Genomic DNA, 23,734 nt, shown 5'->3' on the forward strand with positions numbered 1-23,734 from the left:
TGCATTTTACGGGCTCCGATTCAGGGGTTCAAAAACATGGATACTGATACAATTACCCGAGCGAAAGCTCTGCAAAACAAGCACAGCGAGATTTTGAACCTACATTCGGCAGGTTAACGTTATTAGAGATAGATATTTTCATATTTCTCTCCCATTAGCCCCAATATCTTCCAGTGAATCTCCTCCATATTCAATATTTCTGACTTCATTTGTCCTTCTTTCTGAGAAATAAGTTCTGTAATTCCCTGGAAATTAAAAAATATCCATCTCATTGTAGGTCTTTTTGTTGTTTTTCCTTTTTGATCTGGAACCGTTTCATTTTCTTCTTCTAATTTTGTCCTTAATTTCCATTCTGCAATTGAATAAATCATTAAGCAGAGAACCATTATCATAGTCAGCGCTTCCATTCTCTTTTTGTTCTTAAGGTAAACTTTCGATATGCTAAATGTATCACTTTTCAAGAATCTGAATCCTTTTTCCACATTGTCCTGTCCTTTGTAATACTTCAGCATCTCTTCAGGAGAAAGACTGATATCATTACTCGCAAGAATGAAAAGTCCCATTTTCTCCATTTCTTTCAAAACAAAAGTATTGTTAACCTTTATACTGCCATTAATCCTGTAATAAGTCTTTAATTCCTCATCTTTCGAAGGTCTTCCTCTTTTACCTGATTCACGCTTTTTAATGGATTTCACATCTACCTTTTCAAGTGAGACAAAAGGGAAATCTGCAATCCATTTCTCTGCGGCTTTTAATGCATCCTCTTCGCAGAAGAAGTCCTCTCCTTTCAGCTTTTTAAAAGACTTCTCTGCTTTTTCAACCTCTTTGTCAAGCTTCGTCCTGAGAGTTTGCTCTTTCTTCTCTTTCATCTTGTGAGAAAGCAACAAAACCCATTTTTGCTTGATTCCGCCATATTCCATAAAGGTTTGATAGAATGAGTATCTCTCATCACTTTTTAGCGTTTGAAGGTTCAGATTCGCAGCTAGCAGTTCCTTTGCCTCGGTAATTGTTGCAGGAACGCGACTGATCCAGAACGACCTTCCTATGTTCTGGATATTATTGTCTGTATAAAAGGAACTATCAGCGACATAGTACACTTTGCTTTCAGGTCTTAAAACTGATTTAAGAGATTTGATTGCTTCCAGAATTGTGTTTTTGTCTGAAGCATTTCCTGAATGTGTATTCATGAAAAGAGGTATCCCATGTTGATTAACAATCAAGCTCAGTACAAATTGTTTGAGGTCCCATCGTCCGTTTTTGGGAATACCAAAAGTAATGTCAATAGATTCAGTTTCTTCGTCTTCATAATTCCCATAAACGCTGACACTTGTAGTGTCAGCGTGTAAACAGTGAACAGGAATAGGTAGACGAGTCATAATGTGAAGAGTAATTTCAGTAAACAGTTTTGTAGGACCATATTTTACGATTCTGTCAAGAGTCTCTCCGATAGCATATTGATTCAGGTCTTCTTTTGTTATACCGTCTCCAAAGAGCCTTTCAGTAGAAATGTTTTTGAAAAAATCAGGAAACAGGTACAGACGTTGCCCTACGAAACCAAGACCATTGAGTACCATGGCAAGGATACAAACAGAATGAGGAACATTATGAGTACGTTCTTTAGGAAGTTTCTCATCAATAAGTTTGTCAACTTCAAGTTCTCGGAAAACTCCAGCCATAAGACCAAGGTGACCTAAGAACTTTGTACGTTTTAAGGAGGATTCAACTCTTCTACTGCTGTTTTTTTCTGCCATGGAAAGATCAGGAAAGAGATATAAAATTAATGATATTAAACTATAGGTTTACCTGCCGAAAGCAGGTTTGAAGATCTGGGAGAATAGCGCAGACCCATTCAAAAGAGCTCTTGCAAAAACCGTTTACCAAGTTGCCGGGGTAGAAATATGACCCAACCCGATCCTGCAACCATTTTCGCCATGGCGATGTTCATAAAATCGAGATGTGACGGTGCTATTAAAAAAGATTATGTAGGTTACAATGCGCCCGAAGCTGCATGGTTTCCGAAAATTCTCGGTAAGTGGAACGCCGAAGATGCACCGCTGAGTATGGTTTCGGAAATGCATTATCGGCTTAGGAAATATAGAAAACAACTTTCCGAAAGATTCGACGACGAGACCCTTTATTCAATCTTCGGGGATACCTGATCATGCCGAAAAACGAAAAGGGAATAGGGGTCACCACCCCCGCTCCCGGGCCAGAAAAAGAGATGCGTACTGATGACAACAACAACGACTCCAACCCACATGAAAATTTCGGTCAACTTCCAGATATTGACGAGAGACTAAAACGGACTGTTTCCGGATCGGATCATATACAGCAATTACTCAATTCTGATGTCAACGAGCGAGGACTTGGTTTCTACAAAAAGCTGGCCGTGGCATTAGCTGAAGAGTTCAACAAGGACGAAATTCTGCGAATACTCACGACCTATTTCAAAAATGACCGAGTCTTGGAAGCATGGCCGCGCGACATAATACCCATGATTGATCAGGTGCAACAAACCGAGGAGACGCACTCAGAGATTACTTTCGGATTCAATGAGGACAAAGCTGCATATGCCGCGGCAGTCTTGGCTAATGACTTCATGAAGCAGTATGACCCAATTTTGACGATTGGAAAAACCTTGTATATATACAAAAACGGGGTTTACATAGCCGGCGAAACAACTGAGGAAGAGATAAGGAGATTCATATACGGCCTTGCAAATCAGCACTCTATTGATATTTCGCCGACGAACGTAACGAAGGTTGTAAGGCGAATATCAGATTTCACTGCATGCGTCATCGGTTAAGGAATTTTCTTGCCTGAAAGCTATCGATTTTGCACCAGAAGCGGCCTTAAATTTTGGCCTTTTTACATGGAATCGATACTCAGTTCCAACCTCCAATCTGGAAAAATGTTTGATAACTGTTGTGGGAATGGAGGCAATTTGTCATGATTCATCACTTAACCGAAGACGTATGGATTTCACTGCAATTCCGTCTACATATCTCAACAAAAGCCCAGAGAGACTTATAGTCAATAATGGGATTCTTGATGTGTTGACCGGTGACCTTGCTGACCATACCCCGGCTGAAATGTATACAATGAGAATCAACGTCAATTATGACCCAGATGTGGAAATACCAGACACGTTCGAGAAATACCTTACATCGACATTCAAAGGCGTAGAATGGCAGATACCGATTATACAAGAAATGATAGGTTATTGTCTATATAAAAAATACTTTATAGAGAAATTTTTCTTCCTAGTTGGTAATGGTTCTAATGGAAAATCGGTGATGATAAACCTTATAACCAGATTACTCGGACAAGAAAATATTTCAGCTATGGATATCCACGAAATATGTTACCCCAAGGACATCCATTCACTCAAATCTCTTCACGGAAAACTTGCTAACCTATGTGGGGAAACCGGGGACGCGGATATCAAGAACCTTGGAAAACTCAAAAAAGTTACAGGTAGAGACCTCATCAGATCGAGAGACCTTTACAAATCGTGGATCGAATTCTACAACTTTGCTAAGATCATCGTATCGATGAACAACCCCCCGACAATAAAAGACGGCATCAAAGGTGCAAAACGAAGACTTGTGATTATAACATTCCCGAATGAATTCAATCTTGGCATCAACGCGGATGAAAATCTTGAAGATAAGCTATTCACGCCTGAGTCACTTACTGGGGTTCTCAATTGGGCACTCACGGGTCTTCACAGATTAATCGAAAACGGAAAATTCTCCGATCCAAGGACGGAAGCGCAAATAACGAATAGATACGAAAAGATCAGTGGGCCCGTAAAATGTTTCGTGGAAGCCCACATTGATGAAATAGACCGTGGATACTTGAACGAAAAGACCGGAAAAATAGAATACAGTGATTACGGATGGAAAATAGTGTTCGAAAAGTCAAGGTTGACATTTGCAGAGATCTATGAGGCATACGTGAAATACGCCAAAAAACAAGCACTTCCTATCCCGAAACAGGCCGATATAATCAAGTGTGTAACCGATGAATGCATCAGACTTGAATATGCCTACCTAATCACACGTGATAGATACGAGAAAGATGAGGACGGAAAACCACGCCCATGGTATGAATATTTTAAAGGACTCAAGCTGTGCGGGACAGAATCTCTTGACTCCGATGAAATAACATTATTTGATGAAGAACCTGAAAAATTTGATGAAGAACCTGAAAACTCCGCAACTGTCTAAACACTGTACCAAAAAAAACCGCCAAATACCAGAAATATAAGATACTTTTACCGTTTTTTTTCGACATCGGTTAACGTTTAGGAAGTTCGAATTTTTTTTGGTACACTTGTAACCGTCTAATGATGCTGTTTTATGTCATTTTTTCCACCGTACCAGACCCCCCTATAACTTTTTTCTATAATACGTCTTTTTCATTTCTTCATTTTTTCATTTTATAGGAATTTTTTTTAACAAAATTTTCATTGGTATTTTTGGTACGGTTATACTGATATTGATTTTTACGTTTTTTTTGTGTTTGGTACAGGGTTTGGTACGGAAATGTACCATTGGGTATTTGGTTTATCTATCTGGAAATATTCATACTGATATCGTCGTGTGGTTGGTTGGTGGTTGGTGGTGATCGGTCATCCCCTCACTCCCCCCGCCAAAGAGCCACAAAAGCGGTTATCTGCGATAAAGCCCCCGGCTCCTTCGGAGCTTCCTTTCAGTGGTGGCATTATCCAGACACCCGCTTAGAGTGGCATCACAGGCAGGGGGGCGACGGTGTGGGGAGAAAATGAGATTCCCTTCTAAATGGGTGTGTTTGGATAGGAGAAGGGAGTCATTTCCCCAGACCAGACCCCGGTGCCCTTGATGTGCGGTAAGCTAAGGTGCGGATAATCCTGCCGAGCGCAGCGTGCCGAAGGCCGGCTGGTTTATCTTGCACCTGGCTTTTTAGAACTATGGGGCTGGGTAGGGGGTGATGACGACGAAGGGCGAGGGGAACAGGGAACGGCTTGGAGGGGCGAACGAAGGTTCTGTCTGTCTGCGAAAGGTGTCTAGGTACACACATTATAAGTAAACAAACACAGATACAATGAAAGGATGAAGACTCAGAATGAAACTCAAAATAAGGCAGCTACAATGCTTGGTTTTGTAGGATTATTATTAGGCATTTTAGTAAATGCTCTCGGCGCAATTGAATTAGATGAATATGGGACATCAAATCTTGTTTTTTTTCTCGTGAGTTTTTTAATAGCTATATGTTGCTTGATAATGTCTGCATTTACAGCAATGGTAGCACATCTAAAACCCGATGAAAAATCTGACGTGCGGTTGGATCATTCATATTACTGGCTAACCGGGGGGATTGCAGGCATCACTGCAACCATCCCGGCGATACTATTCAAAACAGATCAAATGAAACTCACAATTTCATATTTTATATTATTTTTTGGGTTTGCAATAGCAAGTGCGCTTGAATCCACGTTAATTTCTAAATCTAAACATAGTCAGTCAGAACCTACGTCAAAACCAGATAACGAAATTCGACCTAAAGCCCAGTGATCCAATAAGTCAGAAATTCCCTTGAAAATCGCCTGATCTATATAAATCCTATAAGTCCTGTTTTTCCTTCACCTTATCCCACGTCCCTGCCCCGATCATATACAAAGCGGATATCCGCGTGTGGCGGAAAGTCCGGGGAGGAGATAGGGATGAGGTGACCACCACCACAGGCATCCAATAACGTTTTTGTTGCCACATCGGGACATTCAACAGTTAAATATTATAATAAGATGTTTATAATTTAAGTACTTCTTAACCTTTTTTCATATTGGTGAAAAATCACGAACCACGAAAAACATCGTAAAAAATGTGAATACTGTGGAGCAGAGTTTGAAACCTTTTTCAATTACCGAAAAGTGTGCAGTAGTCCGGACTGTCAGAGGAAAGCCGTACAAAAAGCTATGAGTGACGCACACCCGTCACGAGTCCACAGAGCCAACGGAGACCGCGCCACAGTCACAGAGACCACGCTCAAGACGAGCCAGCACAGCCCCAGACACCACCCGATAGCCCCAATTTGGCAGGGTCAGGTTTGAAGAGATGTGTCTGTAAGGTTTGCGGGGGAGAGTTCTACTCAACAAAAGCCACGGCCCAGATTTGTTCCGGAAGCTGCAGACAGCGAGGCTTTAGACAAAGAAAAAAAGAAGAGGAGGCGATCCAGGCATGAATAGGGATTGGTTCGAAACCTGCCCGGTTTGCGGGAAGAAGTTCCCGCGCAAGTGTGGCACGAAACGCAAATACTGTTCAAAAGATTGCCAAAACATTGCAAGAAAACAAGCACCAAAAACCAAAAACAGCGTCGGTCACCGACCTCTGAAATATAGTGAAATCGTAACCGACATGATGTCAGGGGAAACTCTTGAAATACAGTTGAAAAAGAGGCAACTGACGGCAACCGGATACGGTAGCAACCAACCTGAAAAAAGTACAAAAGTTAAAAAAATACTGCGGGTCTATGCCGTCGAGTCTGCAATGACTGAATATTTCAAGAAATCACAAAAACCACCAACGGACGCAGAACAGATTACAAAATACATAACAGACGAGTCTTTTTAATTTTTTCTGGTTTTTCTTCAATCTCAAGACAACCACAAAATTTTATCCCAATTTGAGCAAATCAATTTACTCATTTAAAAATGTTGATTCATTCACACAAGCATTCACCAAAATTTTCCAAATTGTGGAACTATTTTTGTGGGAATTTCCGACAGCTACAGCTATAAGCCATCAAGTTTAAGAACTAATTATTCTCCAATTCTAGCATTATCCATATTGGAATCTTGCTCTCATTAAAGGTGAGAAACCTTTCCATTTTCCAGTGCTGAAACACCGTTTGTTGAAAAAAGTAAATAGATTGTAACAAAAATTAGTTAGTCCATTATCGGTTTTGAATGACCTCGCTTTGTCCACGATATCACATATCAAAGAAAATATCTGTTCCATTGTATTATCTGTCTCAGGTGTAAAACCTTTTTTTAAGAAGCTCACATTCTTGCTGAAAATCTCTTCGGCATAAGAAATCGCTTTATGAGACGCTTCAGAAAGTTCAAGATCAGATTTAAATTCTCGTATCTTCTGAATATGCGCAACAGCACTGATAACCGTATCAGAAAGTATCAATTGAGATATCTCATTATAGGTAATCTTATCGTTATCTGGAATCTCTTCAATAGAACTGAATTCCTCATAATACCTCTTACTAACGTTTTTTAATTGATGAAACACACAAAAGGAATGAGTCACTTCAGGAAAGACCATTTTTACGGCTCCAATGATCGCTTTATCCTCATCAGAAACAATCTTTTTGATTTTATCTTCAGGAAATCGGTTCTTTATTCGTATAAAAAGAGGCATCAGAGCCTCAATTGTTGGTAACCTCTCAGTTACTTCAAAATCTAAAATGACCTTCTCTTTGGTAGCAACAACGTAAACAGATTTATATCGCATTTTTTTCCATTCTTTCTTTGTGAGTTTCGTTCCAATAAATTCTTCAAGCTTTTTTTTCCATCCATTCTTGATCCAATTCCCATCAACATACAATGTTTCTTCAAAGCTAACTCCTTGGTTCAAAAGTTCTTGCTTTGAAAGTTTTGCTAGTTTCTGTTCATATAACCACAATGAAGTGGGACAAGGAGCTCTTCCACAGACATTTATTACTCCTTCTGTATATGTTTCCCCAATTCGCCGAGAATTGTGCAGACTGCATCGTCCATCGTATCTGACATTTATTTGTGTATCATAATATTCAGAACTGTAATTTGCAGAACCCTGAACACCAATAACCTGATCATGATAATGTTTCTTACAAGTGGGACAAAGCCAGTATGTAACATTGAGAGATATAGTGCCGTAACGTGATATAATAAAACGAGTGTGATGAGAGTTAACATGTAATTTACTTCCACAACTATCACACTGAGTAGGGGAGAATATAGAGAACATGGGATAGTATCGATTTCCAACCAAAACTTTTGGCAAAGGAATTATTATTTTGCCGTCAACTATCGTTTTTATCATTGATTTATCTATTGCAATGTTTCCTTTTCCCATAAATAGAAAAAATATATCAATATAATTAAAATTTTATTGTTTTGCACGATATAGAGGGAAAACGAAAAACCAGAAAATAATAAAAAGTCTCTAACAGACAGGACACTGTTTTACAATTTTGATATCATGGCAATCGTGATGGAATTTATCGAACAGGGCTGGAAGCCTGAAGAACAGGAGGCAATTCAGACATGAGCGACAAGAACAAAACAGTAACGATTGACATCGAAACATACGATGTATTACTTGAAGTGTTCAATAAATTTTCAGCAGTAAGCAGCATAAAACTTTTCAACCTTATATTGTTCATGAAAGAAGAAAAAGGAATAACGAAAACCGATATGGCCGACATTCTGAACATTCCAAGGACAACATTTTCAGGACATTATAAGCAATATGGAACAGATGTATTTGAAGCTCTGAACAGAATTAAGAGTGGTGAAATAACGTTTAATGAACTCGATTTAATGATTCTGAACTTCGAGATTCCCGAAGAAATAACCCCGACGACGACGAAATAAATTTCAATACACTTAAGATATCAAAATTAAATTCAACATCAACGCCGGAAAACACTTTCCTACTCAGGCGCGGTTTCACATTTTAAACTACTTTCGACAGTGGATAATGACGCGGATTTGTGACAAGTGAGGTTTGCGGGGAATCTTACGCAGGTGAATGTGGATGAAAGCCAGATATCCCGGCAGGCTGCTAGGCTTAAAGCAGGCTATGAATTCAGGACACAAGGCAGGATTGGCATGTCAGAAAATACAGGCGCATGAATCCAATTTAAAATTTAAATTTTATAAAATATATATAATAATTAAAAATGGAGGTATGGGGAAAATCTTTTTAGAAATATTGTCTTTCCCTTTCTTTAGATTTGATTTAAAGTCTTTTTTAGTGGTGTTCGTATGCAGGTTATTTACAAAATAACATATCCTAATGGTAAAATTTACATCGGGCAGGATAGGACAGACAGTATTAACTATTTTGGAAGTGCCAATAACGATCTTATTGAAAAGGATTTCACCAGGGATCAAAAACGCGATTTTACAATAAGGAAGGAAATCATATGGGAATCTGAAACTTCCTCTATCGAAGAACTTAATCAAATTGAAACAATGTTCATCGAAAAGCTCAGATCAAATGATCCGAATATAGGTTACAACAGAAGACCAAAATTCAAATATACTCAAAAACATTAAAAAGTCTAGCACATCCACTTTTTGTATAAACTTTTGACTACCCTTTTTATCTATTGAATTTTTAAGACAGTTTTGAACGAGCGCGATTTAACCGTTTTTTGGTCACGAGTGAATCATGCGAATACAATATAGTTTTAAAAAATGTTTATGAATTTAATTTGTCTATAATCTTTTGATATTCTTGTATCGCTTTTTCACAGGTTGATATATCATTTTTCAGTACTTCTTTCATTTCACTTGAGTCTTCTTTCGTTTTGCCTTTCTTATCTAAGAATTTTTCAAGTTTTTCTTTTGTATCCCCTATTGCCAGATATCTAAATGATAATGCACGTGTAAAATCTGCTCTTTTATCGTTTAAGTTTCCAAATCCTAGACTTGTAATCGGGGTCAGATAATCATATACCGGATAGTAGAAAAGATCTAAACGCTTTTCAAGGTCTCTTATTTTTTGTTCAGTTTCTGTTAATTTCAGTGTTTTTTCAGTTAATTTTAATGCTTTCTCTGTTTTTTGATTTGCTTCGATTGATTGCTGTAATGATAGAATTGCAGCTACTATTGCGATAACTGTTAAGGCTGCATTACCTTTTTCGTTTTCATCTATGACAATAAAGACTATTATTGCGGCTATTAATATCAGTACTATCTGAATATATGGAATGATTCTTTTGAAATCCACTTTGTGTCTTCCGTTGCAGTGATTATAATCCAATAATTGACACATTTTTAAATTCAACTTTGTAGTAAGGTATTGAGCGATGCAGATGCACAAACACATCACGAGGAATATTCTCAACACCATTCTCAACATCAATATACAATTTTCCAATAAACTCCGAATTCCCTGATCTAAACTGACCACCCGAAGTCAGTTCAAATTTAGCCTTCAACCCACACGCAGAGAGCACACCAGATGCAGTTTTTATGGCTTTGTATGATGCATTTTTAACTGTAACCATAGTTAAACACATTATTTCCATAATATAAAAATATTTTTACATTTGCAAAGTTGAGAGTTGATAAAAGAACATGTAATCGATCACATTTAAAACATTTTTACCATATATAAAACTAAACAGTATATGAAAATACAATAACTTAACCAGAAAAGAAGGCATTTTAAAGCTTATTCAACATCAGATAATCAACATCAACCACTCAAAAAAAGTTATCATGTAATTAGGGTTACCAAAATGTATTTATGCTTACAAGCAGGATCACAGGTTTTGGCTGGACATTTGGCTCAAGGACAGCAAGGAGCGGGGTGTGTCCCTGCCTGGGCATTGCAAGTGAATTCATAAATGCTGCTTCAACCGGTCCGCCTCTTGGCCCGATGATAAGGTCTATATGTGCGATTTCCGGGCCTGTACCTATGAGGGCTTCTCCTACCATGCTTTTCAAAACAGTTTTTACCATGTTAAACACCTCAATCTGTTTCTACAATGGAAAAGTCGCACCAGCCCCCTTTCCGGAATGAAAAATTTACGATATTTTGATAATGTTAAGATGGCAGGGGGCAGAAATTGAGGCTGTTTCCATATGTAGCGAATAAATTAGCCGTAATACTTCCTGACGTAAATAAATAATTTTTCCACTTTCAACCTTGCTTCCTGAGGCATTTTTCCGGAAAAACATTGTTCTTGCAACAGAGAGGCTTTTATAAAGAGATCCGGTGGATTCCTGAACCTGCTCGTGCAGTCCGACAGCGGGAGGTCGGAAGATAAAACGATTACGGGGGTCAGAACCGATTACGGAGATAAAACACTATCCAGGGGATAAAAACACGGTCCCGTAGAAGAGTACTTCGGGCTTCAAATCCATTTTCGGAAAACAGGAAAGCAGAAATTTCAGAAAAAATAGTAATTAAGATTCCTTTCAGAAGGAAATCCCCGAAAGGATTTCAAGCCTCTTGTTCCAGTGGTCGAGCCCTCTTTTTGCCGCATACCAGTCGAAGAAATCACTTTCATCTCCCATGTTTCCGGCTTCGAACTTCGCCTTGAGCTCACTTGAGCTGTACCCGAACTTTGCCTCGAAATCCTCACAGATTATGGAATACCGCTTGACCTTGTATTTTGCAACATGCTTTTCATGTTCCAGGGCCGAGCGGATAGACTCACATACTTCCTGAGGTGAAAAATCAGTTTCTATATTAAGCGTGAAACTCATATCTATCCTGTTAGAAATAGTCTCTGTTTCTATAAAGTAATTATGATAATAAACAATTGGACAGGTTTATTACCTGAAAAATCCCTTTTTCAGTCCTTCCATTTTTATAAACCGTTTTATGACTACCTTATTTCTTTTTATCGTGTCTTTTTATTGTTTCTTCTTAATCGTTATTTATATTTTTTATTTTTTCTTCTCCGTTATAGCAATCCCTATCAGAAGTATTACCATGAACCCGACAAAAACCTTGATCGCTGTGGAAACTCCCGTCCAGTCTTTTTCTTTAGCAAGGGGGACGGCCCAGGAAGATGCGTTTGGCATTTCCTGCCTGCTGTTTATGGAAAGCTCCAGAGGTCCGGTCTCTACGGATCCGTCTTCCGTATACTCAACAGCTCTCTTGCCAGTTATAATTGCAAACGGGGAGAAACCCGGGGTCTTTGATTCAAAATACATGTAATGGCTGTCTTCTCCCGTTTTACGTGTGGGAAGAGCATTCCATTTCCCTTCCGAGTACCTGTAGAGGAATACCGTCGGACCTTCGTTCTCGCTTTCCGTGATCTCGGTCCTTTTTACTCTGAACCCGATAAGGGCGTTGGCAATGTTTTCGGGACTTGCAAAGCCCTCATTTCCTACCCAGATGTTCAGATATTTGCAGACCTTTCCTGAGGGTTCTACAGGGGTCAGGACAGACCTGCCTTTAAGCTGTTCAACTATGGTTGTGACCTTTCCGATGTTTCTCCTTGAATCGAACTTCACGTATGTAATATCAGTGGCATTTTTGGTGAACTCGAACTTTATGCGGTCTCCGATTGTAACAAATTCCTGGGAAAGTTCCTTGACTTCAACATTACTTGCAGGCTCGGGAGAGCCTCCCCCTCCTCCTGAGGATGTCCCGCCGGAGCTTCCAGACCCGCTGCTGTCGTCTTCTTCCCCGACTTTAATGTAGTCGTTCCAGGTCACGGCGCTGTACCCATATACATTGCTGGCATTGAGGGTTATGGAATAAGTTCCTGAGTCGGTATACTCGTGGCTCGGGTTCTGGGAAGTAGAAGTGTTGCCGTCTCCGAAGTCCCAGAGCCAGGAAGTAACGTTGCCTGTGGAAGTGTCGTTAAACTGCACAGCCAGAGGTGCTTCTCCTTTCCGCGTCGAAACAGTAAATGAAGCATGAAGCCCGTCTCCCACCATAATATAGTCGGATTTGGTAATGTTGTCCCATGCAGTTCCGTTCCCTGCTCTCAAAGTAACCGTGTAGAACCCGATATCCGTAAACTTATAAACCGGGTTCCTTTCGGTCGAGTCTATGTTCCCGTCCGAGTTAAAGTCCCATTCCCAGGCAGTAGCGCCGCCGGTTGAGAGGTCTTCGAACTGTACGGTCAGGGGAACCTTGCCTGAAGTCACATTTGATGTAAAATCAGGAGTCGGTGCAGTGATAATGAGTACATTTACGGCAGATGGAACCTCATAGGTACCGGATCCAAAAGCATTTGTTGCTGTAAGAGTTGCGTTGTAAGTTCCGGCACTGAAATAGGTGTGAGACGGACTCTGCGATGTTGAAGTATTGCCGTCTCCGAAGTCCCAGAGCCAGGAAGTCACATTGCCTGTGGATGTGTCGTTGAACTGAACCGTGAGAGGGGAATATCCTTCCTGGGGGGACATATTAAAGGCAGCCACAGGTAACTCTCCAACTGTAATGTAATTCGTTTTTGTTGTGTTGCCCATAGCAGTACCGTTAATGGAATTCAGGGTTACTGAATAGGTCCCTGCAGTTTTATAAGTGTATACCGGGTTCTGTTCGGTTGAGTCTGTTTTTCCGTCCGAGTTAAAGTCCCATTCCCATGCTGTCGGGTTGTTTTCACTTTTGTCCTTGAATTGAACGGTAAGAGGAACCGGTCCTGTAGTTGTATTTGCTTCAAAATCTGCTGTGGGTTCAACTATTGGATATGCCCGGATGTAAGAAAGAGCTTCCGAGGTATCGGACCCGTACACATTTTTTACTGTCAGCTCCACGGTATATTTTCCTGCTGAGGAATATGTATGGGAAGGATTTTGTTCTGTTGAAGTAGTTTCGTCTCCGAAGTTCCAGTTCCATGCTGTCGGACTTCCTGACGAGGAGTCAGTAAACTGTACTTCCAGAGGTGCTTCTCCTTCTTGGGGGACTGCGGTAAAACTGGCTGTCGGGCCGTTTCCTGCAGTAATGTAATTTGATTTTGTAATTTCGTTGCTAGCAGTGCCGTTAATGGCATTCAGGGTGACCGAATAGGTCCCGGCAGTTGTATATGTATAAATCGGATTCTGTTTGGTTGAGTCTATGTTCCCGTCCGAGTTAAAGTCCCATTCCCATGCTGTCGGGTTGTTTTCACTTTTGTCCTTGAATTGAACGGTAAGAGGAACCGGTCCTGTAGTTGTATTTGCTTCAAAATCTGCTACTGGTTCAACTATTGTATATGCCCGGATGTAAGAAAGAGCTTCCGAGGTATCGGATCCGTACGCATTTTTTACTGTCAGCTCCACGGTATACTTTCCTGCTGAGGAATATGTATGGGAAGGATTTTGTTTTGTTGAAGTAGTTCCGTCTCCGAAGTTCCAGTTCCATGCTGTCGGACTCCCTGTGGAGTTGTCATTAAACTGTACTGTTAGAGGTGCTTCTCCTTCTCGAGGGGTCGCGGTAAAACTGGCTGTCGGGCCGTTTCCTGCATTAATGTAATTTGATTTTGTAATTTCGTTGCTGGCAGTACCGTTAATGGCATTTAGGGTGACCGAATAGGTCCCGGCAGTTGTATATGTATAAATCGGATTCTGTTCGGTTGAGTCTGTTTTTCCGTCTGAGTTAAAGTCCCAATTCCAGGAAGCAGGTCCGCCGCTTGAACTGTCCGTAAACTTGACTGTCAGGGGCACTTTGCCTGAGGTTGTGTTAGCACTGAAACTGGCTAATACAACGGGTTTTTCTTTTACAGTTATATAGTCTTCCTTGACAATTCCGTCCGACACTGTACCGTTACTTGCCATCAGAGTTATAGTGTAGGTTCCTGCTTTGGAATACTCGTGGCCTGGATTCTGGGAAGTAGAAGTATAGCCGTCGCCAAATTCCCAGGCCCATGCTGTCGGACTCCCTGTTGAGTTGTCAGTAAACTGTACTGTTAGAGGTGCTTCTCCTGTTTCCTTAGAAACCGTAAAATTCGCAGTAACTGTTACGTTTTCACTATTTACAGCAGAGCTCAAATCTGAAAATATAAAAACTGTTAATATTGGCGATATTAATAATAGAAGTATTAACATCTTTATTTGCTTCAATTCATGCACCTTATTCGCTTTTTGTTTTTCCGCTGACAACTCGCTACCCCTTTTCCCTCTGTCTGATATATGAGAGATATCTCTGAGCTGATTTAGATCCAGGTTTACCTCAAGCTAACATCTCTCTTTATTTTGAACTGAAACCCGATGGGTCTTTGTATTGGCAAATTTATGCCTTCTGCTGTAAACAGGGTCACCCAATCACTATACCCGAATAAAGTTCCTTCTACTTTCTGAAGAATATTACTTTTTCCAGCTTCCTCTGGAAAAGTAAATCTCATAAACTGTTAAGCTGCCTTTGAGTCTGAAAGACTGTAAGGTTTACTCATAAGATTGAAGTGTACTTCTTTTGTGATATATTACCAATCTTTTCTTACATAAATAAACTAACATTTTAAACGGAAATTGCTATCCGAAATATTAAGCCTTTTGTTTTAAACCCGTCCGGGAAGCTTTTTCCCTGATTTTAAATGTCATCTTCCGGGAAACTGCTTTTTTAATGTCCCTGGTCATGGGCAGTCCTTCACCTAAAGATTTAGCACATACTGTATTCTGTGCATTCAGGGCTGGAAAAACAGATAGTTTCTGAGTTTTTTTAAACATGTTTTTGCTTTCGGGAAGAGTTTATGGTTTAAAGAAAGAGGAAAGTAAGGAGAGGCGATAACAGGGTTTAAGCCTGAGCACTGCAAAGGAAAAATTGATAGGATGCAATGGTTCAGACAACCAGACAAAAAAATTATTGATTTGTATGGCAAGTATGCAGTAATTTGTGTCGAGTTAATTGAGTTAATTATGTAGTATACAAGTTCAAGAATCTGAAATTCGTGTAGAACAGGAAGTTCAGATCTCTTTTACCTGAATTGCTTCTTTTAACACGTGCGAAAAAAGGTCGGTTCCCCACTTAAGTGCTTCAGGTTCGGAACACAGCAGGCTTTCGTGTTCAAAGATCCTCTCCTTCGGGAAAAGCGTGAGCAAAAAGAACCTGTCTGTTACCGTAAAGTCTGCGATTTTAGCGTCCTGCGGGAAGAGAAACACCTTGACATTTTCGTAATTAAGGAAAGCGTGCATTTCTTCCCTGAAATCTTTTTTAAACCTCTGGAGCACCGGTTCCGTAAATATCAAAGAAATTTTCACCCCTTTTTTTGCGATTTCCGGGTAGAGGGTGGTAAAAGAAGGGTGGAAATAGGAAGCAAAACCGAGAATATGCGTGGAAAGATGAAGTTTCTCTACGAATTCGGGGTTAAGTTCGAACATATGGCTCACATCCGGAAGGATGAGTTTGCATTTCTTCAGCTCAAAAAGTCTTTTACGCAAAAAAGGAGGGATTCCTTCAAGGGTTCTTTTTGGCCAGTAGTCAAAATTTTCCTGCAGGACTTCAAGAGTATCCAGAAGAGGCGGCATCTGATCCGCGATCACAAGCCCGATCAGAGAAAGTTCATAGCTGTGCCCTTTCTGTACGATAAGGTTGCCTTCTTTTAATTTCTTGATCTGGGGAAGAATTGAAACAGGGTCTGATGAAAGGTATTCCTGAATTTCAGCCATACTCCTGGGCTTATCTTTCAGATAAAGAAGGAGTTTTTTCCTTTTATCAGACAGAAAAACCAGATCCGTTAATTTGACTTGCTCCCCCATTATGACACCATTAAAAAACTATTAATGTTAGAAATATGGAGGAACAGTTATTTATACATTATCATAAAATTTATACACATTTGCAACATGCGGAAAAAAATAGGATGAGTAAAATATAAAAAACGAAAAAGTAGGCAAAATGACAGAAAGTCAATTAAAACAAATTATAAAAGTATTCTACAGATTCAGGCTAAAAGCTGCAGGAAAGGGTCTGATTCTTTCGGCAAGCGGCATTCTGCCGGTTAGAACCTGACGGCATCGAGGACAGCAAGCCTTTTCTTCCAGTGGTCAAGCCCTTTTTTTGCAGCGTACCAGTCGAAGTATTTTTCATCCTCCATTACAAATTCGCCGGCTTCGAATTTTTGTATGAATTCCGTGGAGATCAGGTCGAACTGGTCTTCAAATTCATCGCAGATCATGGCATAGCGGTATACCTTGTATTTCGCAAGATGTTTCTCATGTTCCAGAGCCGAGCGAATAACCTCGCTTGCTTCCGTCAGCGAGTAGTCGGTATCAATCTGCAATGTAAGGTCCATGTTTATCCCATAGAATAATTGTTGCTGATACTAAAAATGTTGCTGATACTAAAAATTTATCCTATATCTCTTTTTCTATTTATTAATATATCTTTTTCAATTTATTAATTAGATTTACCTTCCGGAGTCTAAGGGATATGTGACGCATGAGGCTGAGATCAGAACCATAAGTATTTTAATTACGCAAATGTAATTCTATAAATTCTTGGACAGAATTTTTTCTTCTGTTTCCGGATTCTACAGAAGCACAGACCGGTTCTGCTGATTCTATTATTTTGATTCTATTATGTTTATTCTACTATTTTTATTCTATTATTTTGATTCTATTCTTTTGATCATTCGGGTAATCGTTCTTTTAATGCAGGCAGTTACGGTTGATTATAAAAGAGATCAAAAAAAGAAATATCAAAAAATAGGTAAAATAAGATACAGGACAGGTGATATGGATGTACGAAAGTGTGGATTTGGTTAAACCCACACCGTCATCAGTTCCGGGTTACAAGCCGGATTATCCCGGAATTCTCCATGTTCTTATAAATGAACGCTGAAGAGTATGCAAGCAGCATGAACTTGAAGCCCTGGGCAAAGTCCATCTTCATGAACATCAATATCATGCCCGTGAAGAAGGCAAACTGTATGACGCACAGGACCATTCCGGCTGCTGTGAACATTTTCTGACGACTACTATCACTACTATCACTACTGTCTGAATCATCGGATTCTTCTGACATCTTGTTTCTAACCTCGCGAATAAAAGCTCTAAAGAGTGTTTTTTGGTTCTGGTTTCCTTAGTTTTTGTATCTTTTTTGGAATTCGGTTAAGGTAATTCATTTGCAGTTTCCAACCGGCTTAAAAATTGGATAATGCCTCCGCTTTTTAAAACGTATAACGTAACTTCCATGAAGCCATTAAAACGAGATAAAAAGCTGAAAACTTCAAAAGATGCATCTGAAGGTTCGTTAATATTGATCCCTGGGTGCAGCATTACCTTAAAAAACACTCTCCAATTTAGAGACTTTTATACAATCTTACTATTTGAGGCCGATAATATATATAACTTGCGAGAAAAGGAGGGCTGACAGCAAGAATTAAGCTGTTTTTCCGGCTTTTGGCAGGTTCATATTTCAATTGCCGGGATGATTTTTAGCCTTTCGTTCAGGGTATCAAGTCCTCTTTGAAAAGTACAAACAATACCTTCATTTTTCCATCTTTATCAGTCCGGATTTGTTTTTACTTTGTACTCAGAGTAAAAATTTTATAAGAAATATTGGTTCTCAATAGGATACGGGATCAATTGTTCTTCAGGATTTATTTTCAAAAACCGGTAATATCAATAATGAAGTGCAATAATCAGTAAAAAATTACAATAATTTAGCACTATGAAATTAAAGAAGAGAGATTTGAGGGAATAGTTATGAAGAAAATTTTAAAGATAATGGCAATGCTCCTTGTCATTTCCACTGTTGTTTTTGCAGCCGGATGTACCGAAGGGGCAGAGCCTGCAGGAAATGAAACTCCGGAAGATTCCGAACAGGTCCCCCCTGCAACACCTGATACTTCTGGCACGACAGAAGAAACTGTTACTGAAAATATCACAACTGAAAATAACACAACTGAAAATAACACAACTGAAAATAACACAACTGAAAATAACACAACTGAAAATAACACAACTGAAGCTAATGAAACCGTGGAAACAGGGCAGATAGTTACTGAAGCCGACAATGGGACAAGCATAAGTCTCGAAAACGGGGAGAATTTTACCCTCCAGCTTGGGGGAAACCCCACTACAGGTTATTCCTGGGAACTCAACGTGAGCGAGGGGCTCAGTATTCTCAGTGTTGATTATATCCAGGATCCGGCTCCTGAAGGGTATACCGGTGTTTCCGGAATTTATACATGGGTAATTCAAGCCGTGGACCCGGGCACCCAGCAGGTGGATGGAATATACAAGAGGTCCTGGGAGAACACAACCGGGAATGAGGATAACTTTACACTCACTGTTGAGGTTGAGTGAAGGTTTTTTTCTCAGGTTTTTTTCTTTTTTACTTCTTTATTTGAATTTCTTGTGGGGTCGGAGGCTTTTCAGGTTGCAGGAGTTTTTTAAGAGAGGACTTTTAGGTTATGTTTAGCTACTGCGATTCTGTTGCTACTGCGATTCTGTTGCTACTGCGATTCTGTTCCAATGCTGTATGGATGACCTCGCTCACTTCCTGAGGTGAGATCGCCTTTTATATTCACGTTTGAGGGGTATGTTTTTCATGTGAAAATAATTATACTTCATTTTATTATATTAGGCCTTATGCAGTTGAAGGTTTAATCGCACACTTTTGCAACTACTGCTCTCGGAGTACAATTCCAAGCATAGGGTTAATACTTCTAACTCCATCCGTTTTTGTATATTGATTATTGTAAAAGTTACAGTGGGTAACCACTTTTCGGATAGGTTCTTATTTGCAACCGAAGATTTTACAGAACTAAATTTTATTCTAAAAATCAGCAAACTTTAACTTATAGAACCTGGTACCAATTGATTTTAATCCTTAACTCCAATGTTTTGTGTAGAATATAGAGATCTTATCAAGGGGATGGTAATTTTCAACTACAAGTGCCTCAATGACAAAAGTACTATAAATTGATTCCTAAATCTTTACATAGCTTTCAAAAACTCACTGGTTAAATTAGAACAGTAAAGGCTTAATGCAGACCAAAACTGAAGGGAAGTAATTGTTTACTTCCTTTAGTATCTTCTAAGCTTAGTGTAATCTTCAAGTTTACGAAAACTGTATATTCAATAAATTGAAAATTAATTTGTTTTCAAATGTGATAAATTTGATTATAAAAAAATACATATCTAATATATTCCCTATTGAATGGGAATATACTTTTCACTATTTTCTCATCAAAATCGTAATCAAATGGACCTAAATTACTTGGAAAAAATTGTATATTTAACATATTCCCTAAAAAAATCGGAGTTAAAGTTAATATTAATGCACTGAGAATGCACTGAGGTCACGGACTAACCATGAAAGCAATTGAAGTATCTCATCTCATTAAAAAATTTGGCTCCCTTACTGCTCTCAATGACGTCAGTTTCTCAGTCGGTGAAGGAGAAACTTTCGGGTTTTTAGGCCCTAATGGTGCCGGCAAGACAACTACTATTCGTATTTTGACAGGAGTATCAAGACCTACTTCCGGAACTGCAACCATTTTTGGTCATGATGTTGAACACGACACCATTGCTGCAAGACAGTCTGTAGGCATTGTTTCTGAAAATTCAAACGTGTACGATGACCTGACCGCCTGGCAGAACCTGATGTTTTCAGCTGAACTCTACCATGTAGGACGAAAAGAGCGAGAAAAAAAAGCTAACGAACTGCTCGGGAAGTTTGAATTATACGAACGGCGTAATGACAAAGTTCAGGGTTTTTCAAAAGGGATGAAAAGGCGGCTGACGCTTGCTATGGGCGTGGTCAATAGTCCTCGTCTGATATTTTTGGATGAGCCGACCTCAGGGCTCGATGTACAGAGCAATCTTATCATCCGGGAAGTGATCTCAAGTCTGGTCCGCGAAGGTGTCACTGTTTTCTTAACAACTCATAATATTGAGGAGGCAAATGTTATGTGTGACAGGGTAGCAATTATCAATAAAGGAAATATCGTTGCAGTCGATACGCCTGAATCGTTGAAAAGGACAATTCGGAGTGTTCAGTCGATAGAAGTTGCTTTTGATAATAATTCTATAGATCATATCGAAGAACTCAGCCGCCTTCCAATGATAAACGAAGTTCACAAAGCAGGTGACAAATTTAAGATCTTTACTGAACTTCCGTCTGAAGTTATTGATGCTTTAGTTGCTTATGCCCACTTTCATGACTTAAAAATTCTCAGTATAGCAACTCCCGGTCCGAGTCTTGAGGATGTATTTGTAAGGTTAACCGGTCTTCAACGGGCAGGTGATGGAATTCATGCCATCGATTGAGCATAAAGGATGGACAAAGCACCTATCTCGGGAAATGAACGGTGCATGGGCAATCGCCAAAAAGGATATGAGAATCTACTACTTCAGGTCCAATATTATAGTTTCCGGCATACTCTTTCCTCTTTTTATGTTCCTATCTTTTGCTATCGGGAAGAATGCCCCCCCAAAAACACTGATACCCGGATTGATTTCAATCACTTTACTGTTTTCTGCTTCACAAATAGAGCCGGTTTCATTAACTCTTGAACGGCGCGTAAAGACTTTTGAACGCTTGCTCTCAGCACCTATTTCCCGGAATTCAATGATTTTCGGGGAGAGCATTAGCGGGTTTCTCTACAGTCTCATCATTGCGTTATTACCGCTTGTTGTCGGCATCTTCATATTCGATACGCAGATAGTAAACGCACCTATCCTTGTTATTTCCATGATTCTCACATCATTCTGTTTTGCTATGCTCGGGACGCTATTTGCTGCGTACCCCACCGAGACTGCGGGCGAAGTCATGGCAATTCTTAATACTGTCAGGCTACCGCTTATATTTATCTCCGGCATTTTCATTCCGATATCTTCTATGCCTCAGATAGGTCAGAAGATTGCACTGATATCCCCACTTACTTATGGAAACGATATGATAGAATACGCATTTACGGGTAATTCACTATTTTCTCCACTTATAGATATTTCAATGCTTGTGATATTCATTATAATCTTCCATCTGGCTACAAACTATATGTATAAGAATTTCAACGAGTGAACAACGTAACTGCATCTCTAAATTTTAATTAATGCCAACGTAAAACTATATTAATTAAGTTATTCACTGCAACTCAATGACCTTGCTAACTTGCTTAGGGGAGTGGCAGCAAAGTTTTGATTTGAAGTATTCAACCCTCCCAAAAAGAGTAATAACCCGGCTTTAAAAAGGAGCTAGTTTCAAAGATTACATGAAAAACACTCTCTAATTTAGAGACTCTCTTTAATTTAGAGATTTTTATACAATATTGTTATTTGAGTGCCACGATATATGCCGCGAAAAGGAAAGACATTGATGAGTTATTCAAAATTGAGACCTTTGTCCAATATTGATTCCAGATTCATGGCAGGAGAAGGATAAACCCCATTTTGGTCATGAACATGATCCGGAAAAGTACTGAGTTCTCTATGATGTGGAGCATTATCCCACCTCTTTAATAACTCACCTTCAGACGATAGCCACTGGTATTTGTACTTGACAAGTACAGGATTATTGTCTTTAATTTCAACAAATTCAAAGAAGTAAAGTATCGAGCCATTCGTTAATTCAAGTTTACCCTTTACAGATCCTACGTAATCTGTAATCTCGTCAAAGTCAACTGAAAAATGCATTATAAGAGGAAATTCTTTGAGCAGAGATTCTATATTTAAATAGTAATCTCTAAAATTCATATTTGAATCCCCGAGAGAATCTTTAACTTCTTATTCCAGATATCAAGTCCCCTTTTTGCTGCATACCAGTCAAAAAAGTCGTCATCGTCTCCAAGATCCCCTGAATCAAATTTTTCCATAAAATGGTCTGAATCCATCCCATACTTATTCTCAAAATTCTCACAGATACCCGAGTACTTTTTTATTTTGTATTTTGCAACGCGTTCATTCTGATCAAGCGCTGCACGAATGACTTCACTTACCTCCTGGGGTGTGAAATCGCCCTTTATATCAAGAGTGAGAGTCATATCCCTTTCACCAGATAGAAATTGTGTCTCCTTTTATAATAAGGTGATTCAGGAACCGGCTCCGAAAATTACAAACAATACCTCCATCGTAGTCAATATTTTGCAAGAAATATTGGTTCTCAATAGGATACGGGATCAATTGTTCTTCAGGCTTTATTTTCAAAAACCGGTAATATCAGTAATGAAGTACATAATCAGTAAAAAATTACAATAAATCAGGCGCCATGAAATTAAAGAATAGAAATTTGAGGGAATAGTTATGAAGAAAATCTTAAAGTTAATGGCATTGCTCCTTGCCATTGCTGCTGTCGTTTTTGCAGCTGGCTGTGCCGAAGATGCGGAGCCTGCGGAAAATGAAACTCCGGAAGATTCCGAACAGGTTACGCCTGCAACACCGGAAACTTCTAACATGGCAAACGAAAATGTTACCGAAAATATCACAACTGAAAACAACGCAACCGAAGCTAATGAAACCGTGGTAACGGGGCAGGTAGTAACCGAAGCCGACAATGGGACAAACATTAGTCTCAATAATGGAGAGAATTTTACCCTTCAACTCAGGGGAAACCCCACTACAGGTTATTCCTGGCAACTCAACGTAAGCGAAGGGCTCAGTATTCTCAGTGAAGATTATACCCAGGACCCGGCTCCTGAAGAAGCTACTGGTGTTCCCGGAACTTATACCTGGGTAATTCAAGCGGTGAGTGAGGGCAGCCAGCAGGTAAACGGCGAATATATACAACCCTGGGAGAATGCAACCGGGACTGAGGATAACTTTACACTCACTATCGAGGTTGTCTGAGAGGCGTTTTTGTTTCTCGGATTTTATTTCTTTTTTAGCTTTTTTGATTTGGAGAATTTGTGAGGCTGTGGCCTTCTAATATAGTGGGGTTTTAAGAGAAGATTTTTACTTTTACTTTGCATTTCGACCCCCCCTCAAAAAAACCAACTTAATTTTTTTATTCATAAAGTTTATTGTTAATTATACCTATACTCGTACATTTAATAATAATTTCGAAAAATTTTAGCAAATATTGTTTTATTTTTTAGTATATTCCTCAAATTTAGACCTGGTTTTTTAGAACTATGTAGAATTCAA

26 protein-coding genes are annotated in these 23,734 nt (G+C 39.4%); 12 read left to right on the top strand and 14 right to left on the bottom strand.

Going from position 1 to position 23,734, the window contains the following annotated elements; genetic code table 11:
* Positions 1-122 precede the first annotated feature (122 nt).
* Entirely contained in the window at positions 123-1,751 is a 1,629-nt protein-coding gene (locus tag MSSIT_RS06410; RefSeq protein ID WP_048170946.1) for an IS1634 family transposase, read from the bottom strand.
* A gap of 147 nt (positions 1,752-1,898) precedes the next feature.
* Between MSSIT_RS06410 and MSSIT_RS06415 the strand changes: the two genes are divergently transcribed.
* The 5 genes from MSSIT_RS06415 to MSSIT_RS06430 all read left to right on the top strand — a co-directional run bounded on the left by MSSIT_RS06415 (position 1,899) and on the right by MSSIT_RS06430 (position 5,558).
* The gene (locus tag MSSIT_RS06415; protein ID WP_048170948.1) at positions 1,899-2,159 is read left to right on the top strand and encodes a hypothetical protein; all 261 of its coding nucleotides are present in this window, start codon (positions 1,899-1,901) and stop codon (positions 2,157-2,159) included.
* A gap of 2 nt (positions 2,160-2,161) precedes the next feature.
* The gene (locus MSSIT_RS06420; RefSeq protein ID WP_048170950.1) at positions 2,162-2,806 is read left to right on the top strand and encodes a hypothetical protein; all 645 of its coding nucleotides are present in this window, start codon (positions 2,162-2,164) and stop codon (positions 2,804-2,806) included.
* 109 nt (positions 2,807-2,915) lie between these two features.
* Entirely contained in the window at positions 2,916-4,232 is a 1,317-nt protein-coding gene (locus MSSIT_RS06425) for a DNA primase family protein (protein ID WP_082088897.1), read from the top strand.
* A gap of 386 nt (positions 4,233-4,618) precedes the next feature.
* On the top strand, positions 4,619-4,792 hold the full coding sequence (locus tag MSSIT_RS22965; RefSeq protein ID WP_156158805.1) for a hypothetical protein: 174 nt from the start codon (positions 4,619-4,621) through the stop codon (positions 4,790-4,792).
* Positions 4,793-5,096: 304 nt separating this feature from the next.
* Entirely contained in the window at positions 5,097-5,558 is a 462-nt protein-coding gene (locus tag MSSIT_RS06430; RefSeq protein ID WP_048170954.1) for a hypothetical protein, read from the top strand.
* Positions 5,559-5,631: 73 nt separating this feature from the next.
* On the opposite strand, the gene MSSIT_RS25235 is transcribed toward MSSIT_RS06430, so the two are convergent.
* On the bottom strand, positions 5,632-5,754 hold the full coding sequence (locus MSSIT_RS25235) for a hypothetical protein (RefSeq protein WP_269430812.1): 123 nt from the start codon (positions 5,752-5,754) through the stop codon (positions 5,632-5,634).
* Between the two features lie 467 nt (positions 5,755-6,221).
* Between MSSIT_RS25235 and MSSIT_RS06435 the strand changes: the two genes are divergently transcribed.
* Positions 6,222-6,614, top strand: coding sequence for a hypothetical protein (locus MSSIT_RS06435; RefSeq protein ID WP_048170956.1), 393 nt, complete (start codon positions 6,222-6,224; stop codon positions 6,612-6,614).
* Positions 6,615-6,821: 207 nt separating this feature from the next.
* Here the strand turns inward: MSSIT_RS06435 and MSSIT_RS06440 are convergent, their stop codons facing one another.
* Positions 6,822-8,108, bottom strand: coding sequence for a transposase (locus MSSIT_RS06440; RefSeq protein WP_082088898.1), 1,287 nt, complete (start codon positions 8,106-8,108; stop codon positions 6,822-6,824).
* Positions 8,109-8,299: 191 nt separating this feature from the next.
* On the opposite strand from MSSIT_RS06440, the gene MSSIT_RS06445 reads away from it, so the two are divergent.
* Positions 8,300-8,629, top strand: a complete 330-nt coding sequence (locus tag MSSIT_RS06445; protein WP_048170960.1) for a hypothetical protein — start codon at positions 8,300-8,302, stop codon at positions 8,627-8,629.
* Positions 8,630-9,022: 393 nt separating this feature from the next.
* On the top strand, positions 9,023-9,316 hold the full coding sequence (locus MSSIT_RS06455; RefSeq protein WP_048170964.1) for a GIY-YIG nuclease family protein: 294 nt from the start codon (positions 9,023-9,025) through the stop codon (positions 9,314-9,316).
* A gap of 145 nt (positions 9,317-9,461) precedes the next feature.
* Here the strand turns inward: MSSIT_RS06455 and MSSIT_RS06460 are convergent, their stop codons facing one another.
* From MSSIT_RS06460 to MSSIT_RS06505, 9 genes are all read right to left on the bottom strand, one after another.
* Positions 9,462-9,992 (bottom strand): hypothetical protein, encoded by a 531-nt coding sequence (locus MSSIT_RS06460; protein ID WP_048170966.1) that lies wholly within the window; start codon positions 9,990-9,992, stop codon positions 9,462-9,464.
* Positions 9,993-10,014: 22 nt separating this feature from the next.
* Positions 10,015-10,272: a hypothetical protein gene (locus MSSIT_RS06465; protein ID WP_048170969.1), complete on the bottom strand. Its 258-nt coding sequence runs from the start codon at positions 10,270-10,272 to the stop codon at positions 10,015-10,017.
* 226 nt (positions 10,273-10,498) lie between these two features.
* On the bottom strand, positions 10,499-10,729 hold the full coding sequence (locus MSSIT_RS06470) for a formaldehyde-activating enzyme (protein ID WP_231590448.1): 231 nt from the start codon (positions 10,727-10,729) through the stop codon (positions 10,499-10,501).
* Between the two features lie 459 nt (positions 10,730-11,188).
* Complete coding sequence (locus tag MSSIT_RS06475) at positions 11,189-11,479, bottom strand: hypothetical protein (RefSeq protein ID WP_048170970.1); 291 nt, start codon at positions 11,477-11,479, stop codon at positions 11,189-11,191.
* 183 nt (positions 11,480-11,662) lie between these two features.
* The gene (locus tag MSSIT_RS06480) at positions 11,663-14,698 is read right to left on the bottom strand and encodes a PKD domain-containing protein (protein ID WP_052721559.1); all 3,036 of its coding nucleotides are present in this window, start codon (positions 14,696-14,698) and stop codon (positions 11,663-11,665) included.
* A 492-nt stretch (positions 14,699-15,190) separates the two neighbouring features.
* The gene (locus MSSIT_RS06485; RefSeq protein ID WP_048170973.1) at positions 15,191-15,373 is read right to left on the bottom strand and encodes a hypothetical protein; all 183 of its coding nucleotides are present in this window, start codon (positions 15,371-15,373) and stop codon (positions 15,191-15,193) included.
* A 237-nt stretch (positions 15,374-15,610) separates the two neighbouring features.
* A complete protein-coding gene (locus MSSIT_RS06490; protein ID WP_231590449.1) occupies positions 15,611-16,312 on the bottom strand; it encodes a helix-turn-helix transcriptional regulator in 702 nt (233 codons plus the stop codon).
* A gap of 332 nt (positions 16,313-16,644) precedes the next feature.
* Positions 16,645-16,938 (bottom strand): hypothetical protein, encoded by a 294-nt coding sequence (locus tag MSSIT_RS06495; protein ID WP_048170977.1) that lies wholly within the window; start codon positions 16,936-16,938, stop codon positions 16,645-16,647.
* A 485-nt stretch (positions 16,939-17,423) separates the two neighbouring features.
* Positions 17,424-17,669: a hypothetical protein gene (locus MSSIT_RS06505; protein ID WP_048170980.1), complete on the bottom strand. Its 246-nt coding sequence runs from the start codon at positions 17,667-17,669 to the stop codon at positions 17,424-17,426.
* 683 nt (positions 17,670-18,352) lie between these two features.
* Between MSSIT_RS06505 and MSSIT_RS06510 the strand changes: the two genes are divergently transcribed.
* The 3 genes from MSSIT_RS06510 (at position 18,353) to MSSIT_RS06520 (ending at position 21,677) form a co-directional block, all read left to right on the top strand.
* Positions 18,353-18,955 carry a protease inhibitor I42 family protein gene (locus MSSIT_RS06510; RefSeq protein ID WP_048170982.1) on the top strand — a complete coding sequence of 201 codons (603 nt, stop codon included), beginning with the start codon at positions 18,353-18,355 and terminating at the stop codon, positions 18,953-18,955.
* Positions 18,956-19,966: 1,011 nt separating this feature from the next.
* Positions 19,967-20,923: an ATP-binding cassette domain-containing protein gene (locus MSSIT_RS06515; protein ID WP_048170984.1), complete on the top strand. Its 957-nt coding sequence runs from the start codon at positions 19,967-19,969 to the stop codon at positions 20,921-20,923.
* Complete coding sequence (locus MSSIT_RS06520) at positions 20,910-21,677, top strand: ABC transporter permease (protein WP_048170987.1); 768 nt, start codon at positions 20,910-20,912, stop codon at positions 21,675-21,677. Before MSSIT_RS06515 ends, MSSIT_RS06520 begins: the two co-directional genes overlap by 14 nt.
* 299 nt (positions 21,678-21,976) lie before the next feature.
* Here MSSIT_RS06520 and MSSIT_RS06525 read toward each other — a convergent pair whose 3' ends face one another.
* Entirely contained in the window at positions 21,977-22,348 is a 372-nt protein-coding gene (locus MSSIT_RS06525) for a toxin-antitoxin system TumE family protein (protein ID WP_082088901.1), read from the bottom strand.
* Positions 22,345-22,635 carry a hypothetical protein gene (locus MSSIT_RS06530; RefSeq protein WP_048170989.1) on the bottom strand — a complete coding sequence of 97 codons (291 nt, stop codon included), beginning with the start codon at positions 22,633-22,635 and terminating at the stop codon, positions 22,345-22,347. The genes MSSIT_RS06525 and MSSIT_RS06530 overlap by 4 nt, the downstream gene beginning before the upstream one ends.
* A gap of 259 nt (positions 22,636-22,894) precedes the next feature.
* On the opposite strand from MSSIT_RS06530, the gene MSSIT_RS06535 reads away from it, so the two are divergent.
* A complete protein-coding gene (locus tag MSSIT_RS06535) occupies positions 22,895-23,437 on the top strand; it encodes a protease inhibitor I42 family protein (RefSeq protein WP_048170991.1) in 543 nt (180 codons plus the stop codon).
* The last annotated feature ends 297 nt before the right edge of the window (positions 23,438-23,734 follow it).

It is taken from the genome of Methanosarcina siciliae T4/M (assembly GCF_000970085.1).
In the GTDB taxonomy this organism is placed as follows: domain Archaea; phylum Halobacteriota; class Methanosarcinia; order Methanosarcinales; family Methanosarcinaceae; genus Methanosarcina; species Methanosarcina siciliae.

What these genes read in the sequence shown, in the direction of transcription:
- MSSIT_RS06410 (WP_048170946.1), bottom strand. Translation starts at nt 1,751, where the DNA reads ATGGCAGAAAAAAACAGCAGTAGAAGAGTTGAATCCTCCTTAAAACGT.
- MSSIT_RS06415 (WP_048170948.1), top strand. Translation starts at nt 1,899, where the DNA reads ATGACCCAACCCGATCCTGCAACCATTTTCGCCATGGCGATGTTCATA.
- MSSIT_RS06420 (WP_048170950.1), top strand. Translation starts at nt 2,162, where the DNA reads ATGCCGAAAAACGAAAAGGGAATAGGGGTCACCACCCCCGCTCCCGGG.
- MSSIT_RS06430 (WP_048170954.1), top strand. Translation starts at nt 5,097, where the DNA reads ATGAAGACTCAGAATGAAACTCAAAATAAGGCAGCTACAATGCTTGGT.
- MSSIT_RS06435 (WP_048170956.1), top strand. Translation starts at nt 6,222, where the DNA reads ATGAATAGGGATTGGTTCGAAACCTGCCCGGTTTGCGGGAAGAAGTTC.
- MSSIT_RS06440 (WP_082088898.1), bottom strand. Translation starts at nt 8,108, where the DNA reads ATGGGAAAAGGAAACATTGCAATAGATAAATCAATGATAAAAACGATA.
- MSSIT_RS06445 (WP_048170960.1), top strand. Translation starts at nt 8,300, where the DNA reads ATGAGCGACAAGAACAAAACAGTAACGATTGACATCGAAACATACGAT.
- MSSIT_RS06455 (WP_048170964.1), top strand. Translation starts at nt 9,023, where the DNA reads ATGCAGGTTATTTACAAAATAACATATCCTAATGGTAAAATTTACATC.
- MSSIT_RS06465 (WP_048170969.1), bottom strand. Translation starts at nt 10,272, where the DNA reads ATGGTTACAGTTAAAAATGCATCATACAAAGCCATAAAAACTGCATCT.
- MSSIT_RS06470 (WP_231590448.1), bottom strand. Translation starts at nt 10,729, where the DNA reads ATGGTAAAAACTGTTTTGAAAAGCATGGTAGGAGAAGCCCTCATAGGT.
- MSSIT_RS06475 (WP_048170970.1), bottom strand. Translation starts at nt 11,479, where the DNA reads ATGAGTTTCACGCTTAATATAGAAACTGATTTTTCACCTCAGGAAGTA.
- MSSIT_RS06485 (WP_048170973.1), bottom strand. Translation starts at nt 15,373, where the DNA reads ATGTTTAAAAAAACTCAGAAACTATCTGTTTTTCCAGCCCTGAATGCA.
- MSSIT_RS06490 (WP_231590449.1), bottom strand. Translation starts at nt 16,312, where the DNA reads ATGGCTGAAATTCAGGAATACCTTTCATCAGACCCTGTTTCAATTCTT.
- MSSIT_RS06495 (WP_048170977.1), bottom strand. Translation starts at nt 16,938, where the DNA reads ATGGACCTTACATTGCAGATTGATACCGACTACTCGCTGACGGAAGCA.
- MSSIT_RS06505 (WP_048170980.1), bottom strand. Translation starts at nt 17,669, where the DNA reads ATGTCAGAAGAATCCGATGATTCAGACAGTAGTGATAGTAGTGATAGT.
- MSSIT_RS06510 (WP_048170982.1), top strand. Translation starts at nt 18,353, where the DNA reads ATGAAGAAAATTTTAAAGATAATGGCAATGCTCCTTGTCATTTCCACT.
- MSSIT_RS06515 (WP_048170984.1), top strand. Translation starts at nt 19,967, where the DNA reads ATGAAAGCAATTGAAGTATCTCATCTCATTAAAAAATTTGGCTCCCTT.
- MSSIT_RS06520 (WP_048170987.1), top strand. Translation starts at nt 20,910, where the DNA reads ATGCCATCGATTGAGCATAAAGGATGGACAAAGCACCTATCTCGGGAA.
- MSSIT_RS06525 (WP_082088901.1), bottom strand. Translation starts at nt 22,348, where the DNA reads ATGAATTTTAGAGATTACTATTTAAATATAGAATCTCTGCTCAAAGAA.
- MSSIT_RS06530 (WP_048170989.1), bottom strand. Translation starts at nt 22,635, where the DNA reads ATGACTCTCACTCTTGATATAAAGGGCGATTTCACACCCCAGGAGGTA.
- MSSIT_RS06535 (WP_048170991.1), top strand. Translation starts at nt 22,895, where the DNA reads ATGAAGAAAATCTTAAAGTTAATGGCATTGCTCCTTGCCATTGCTGCT.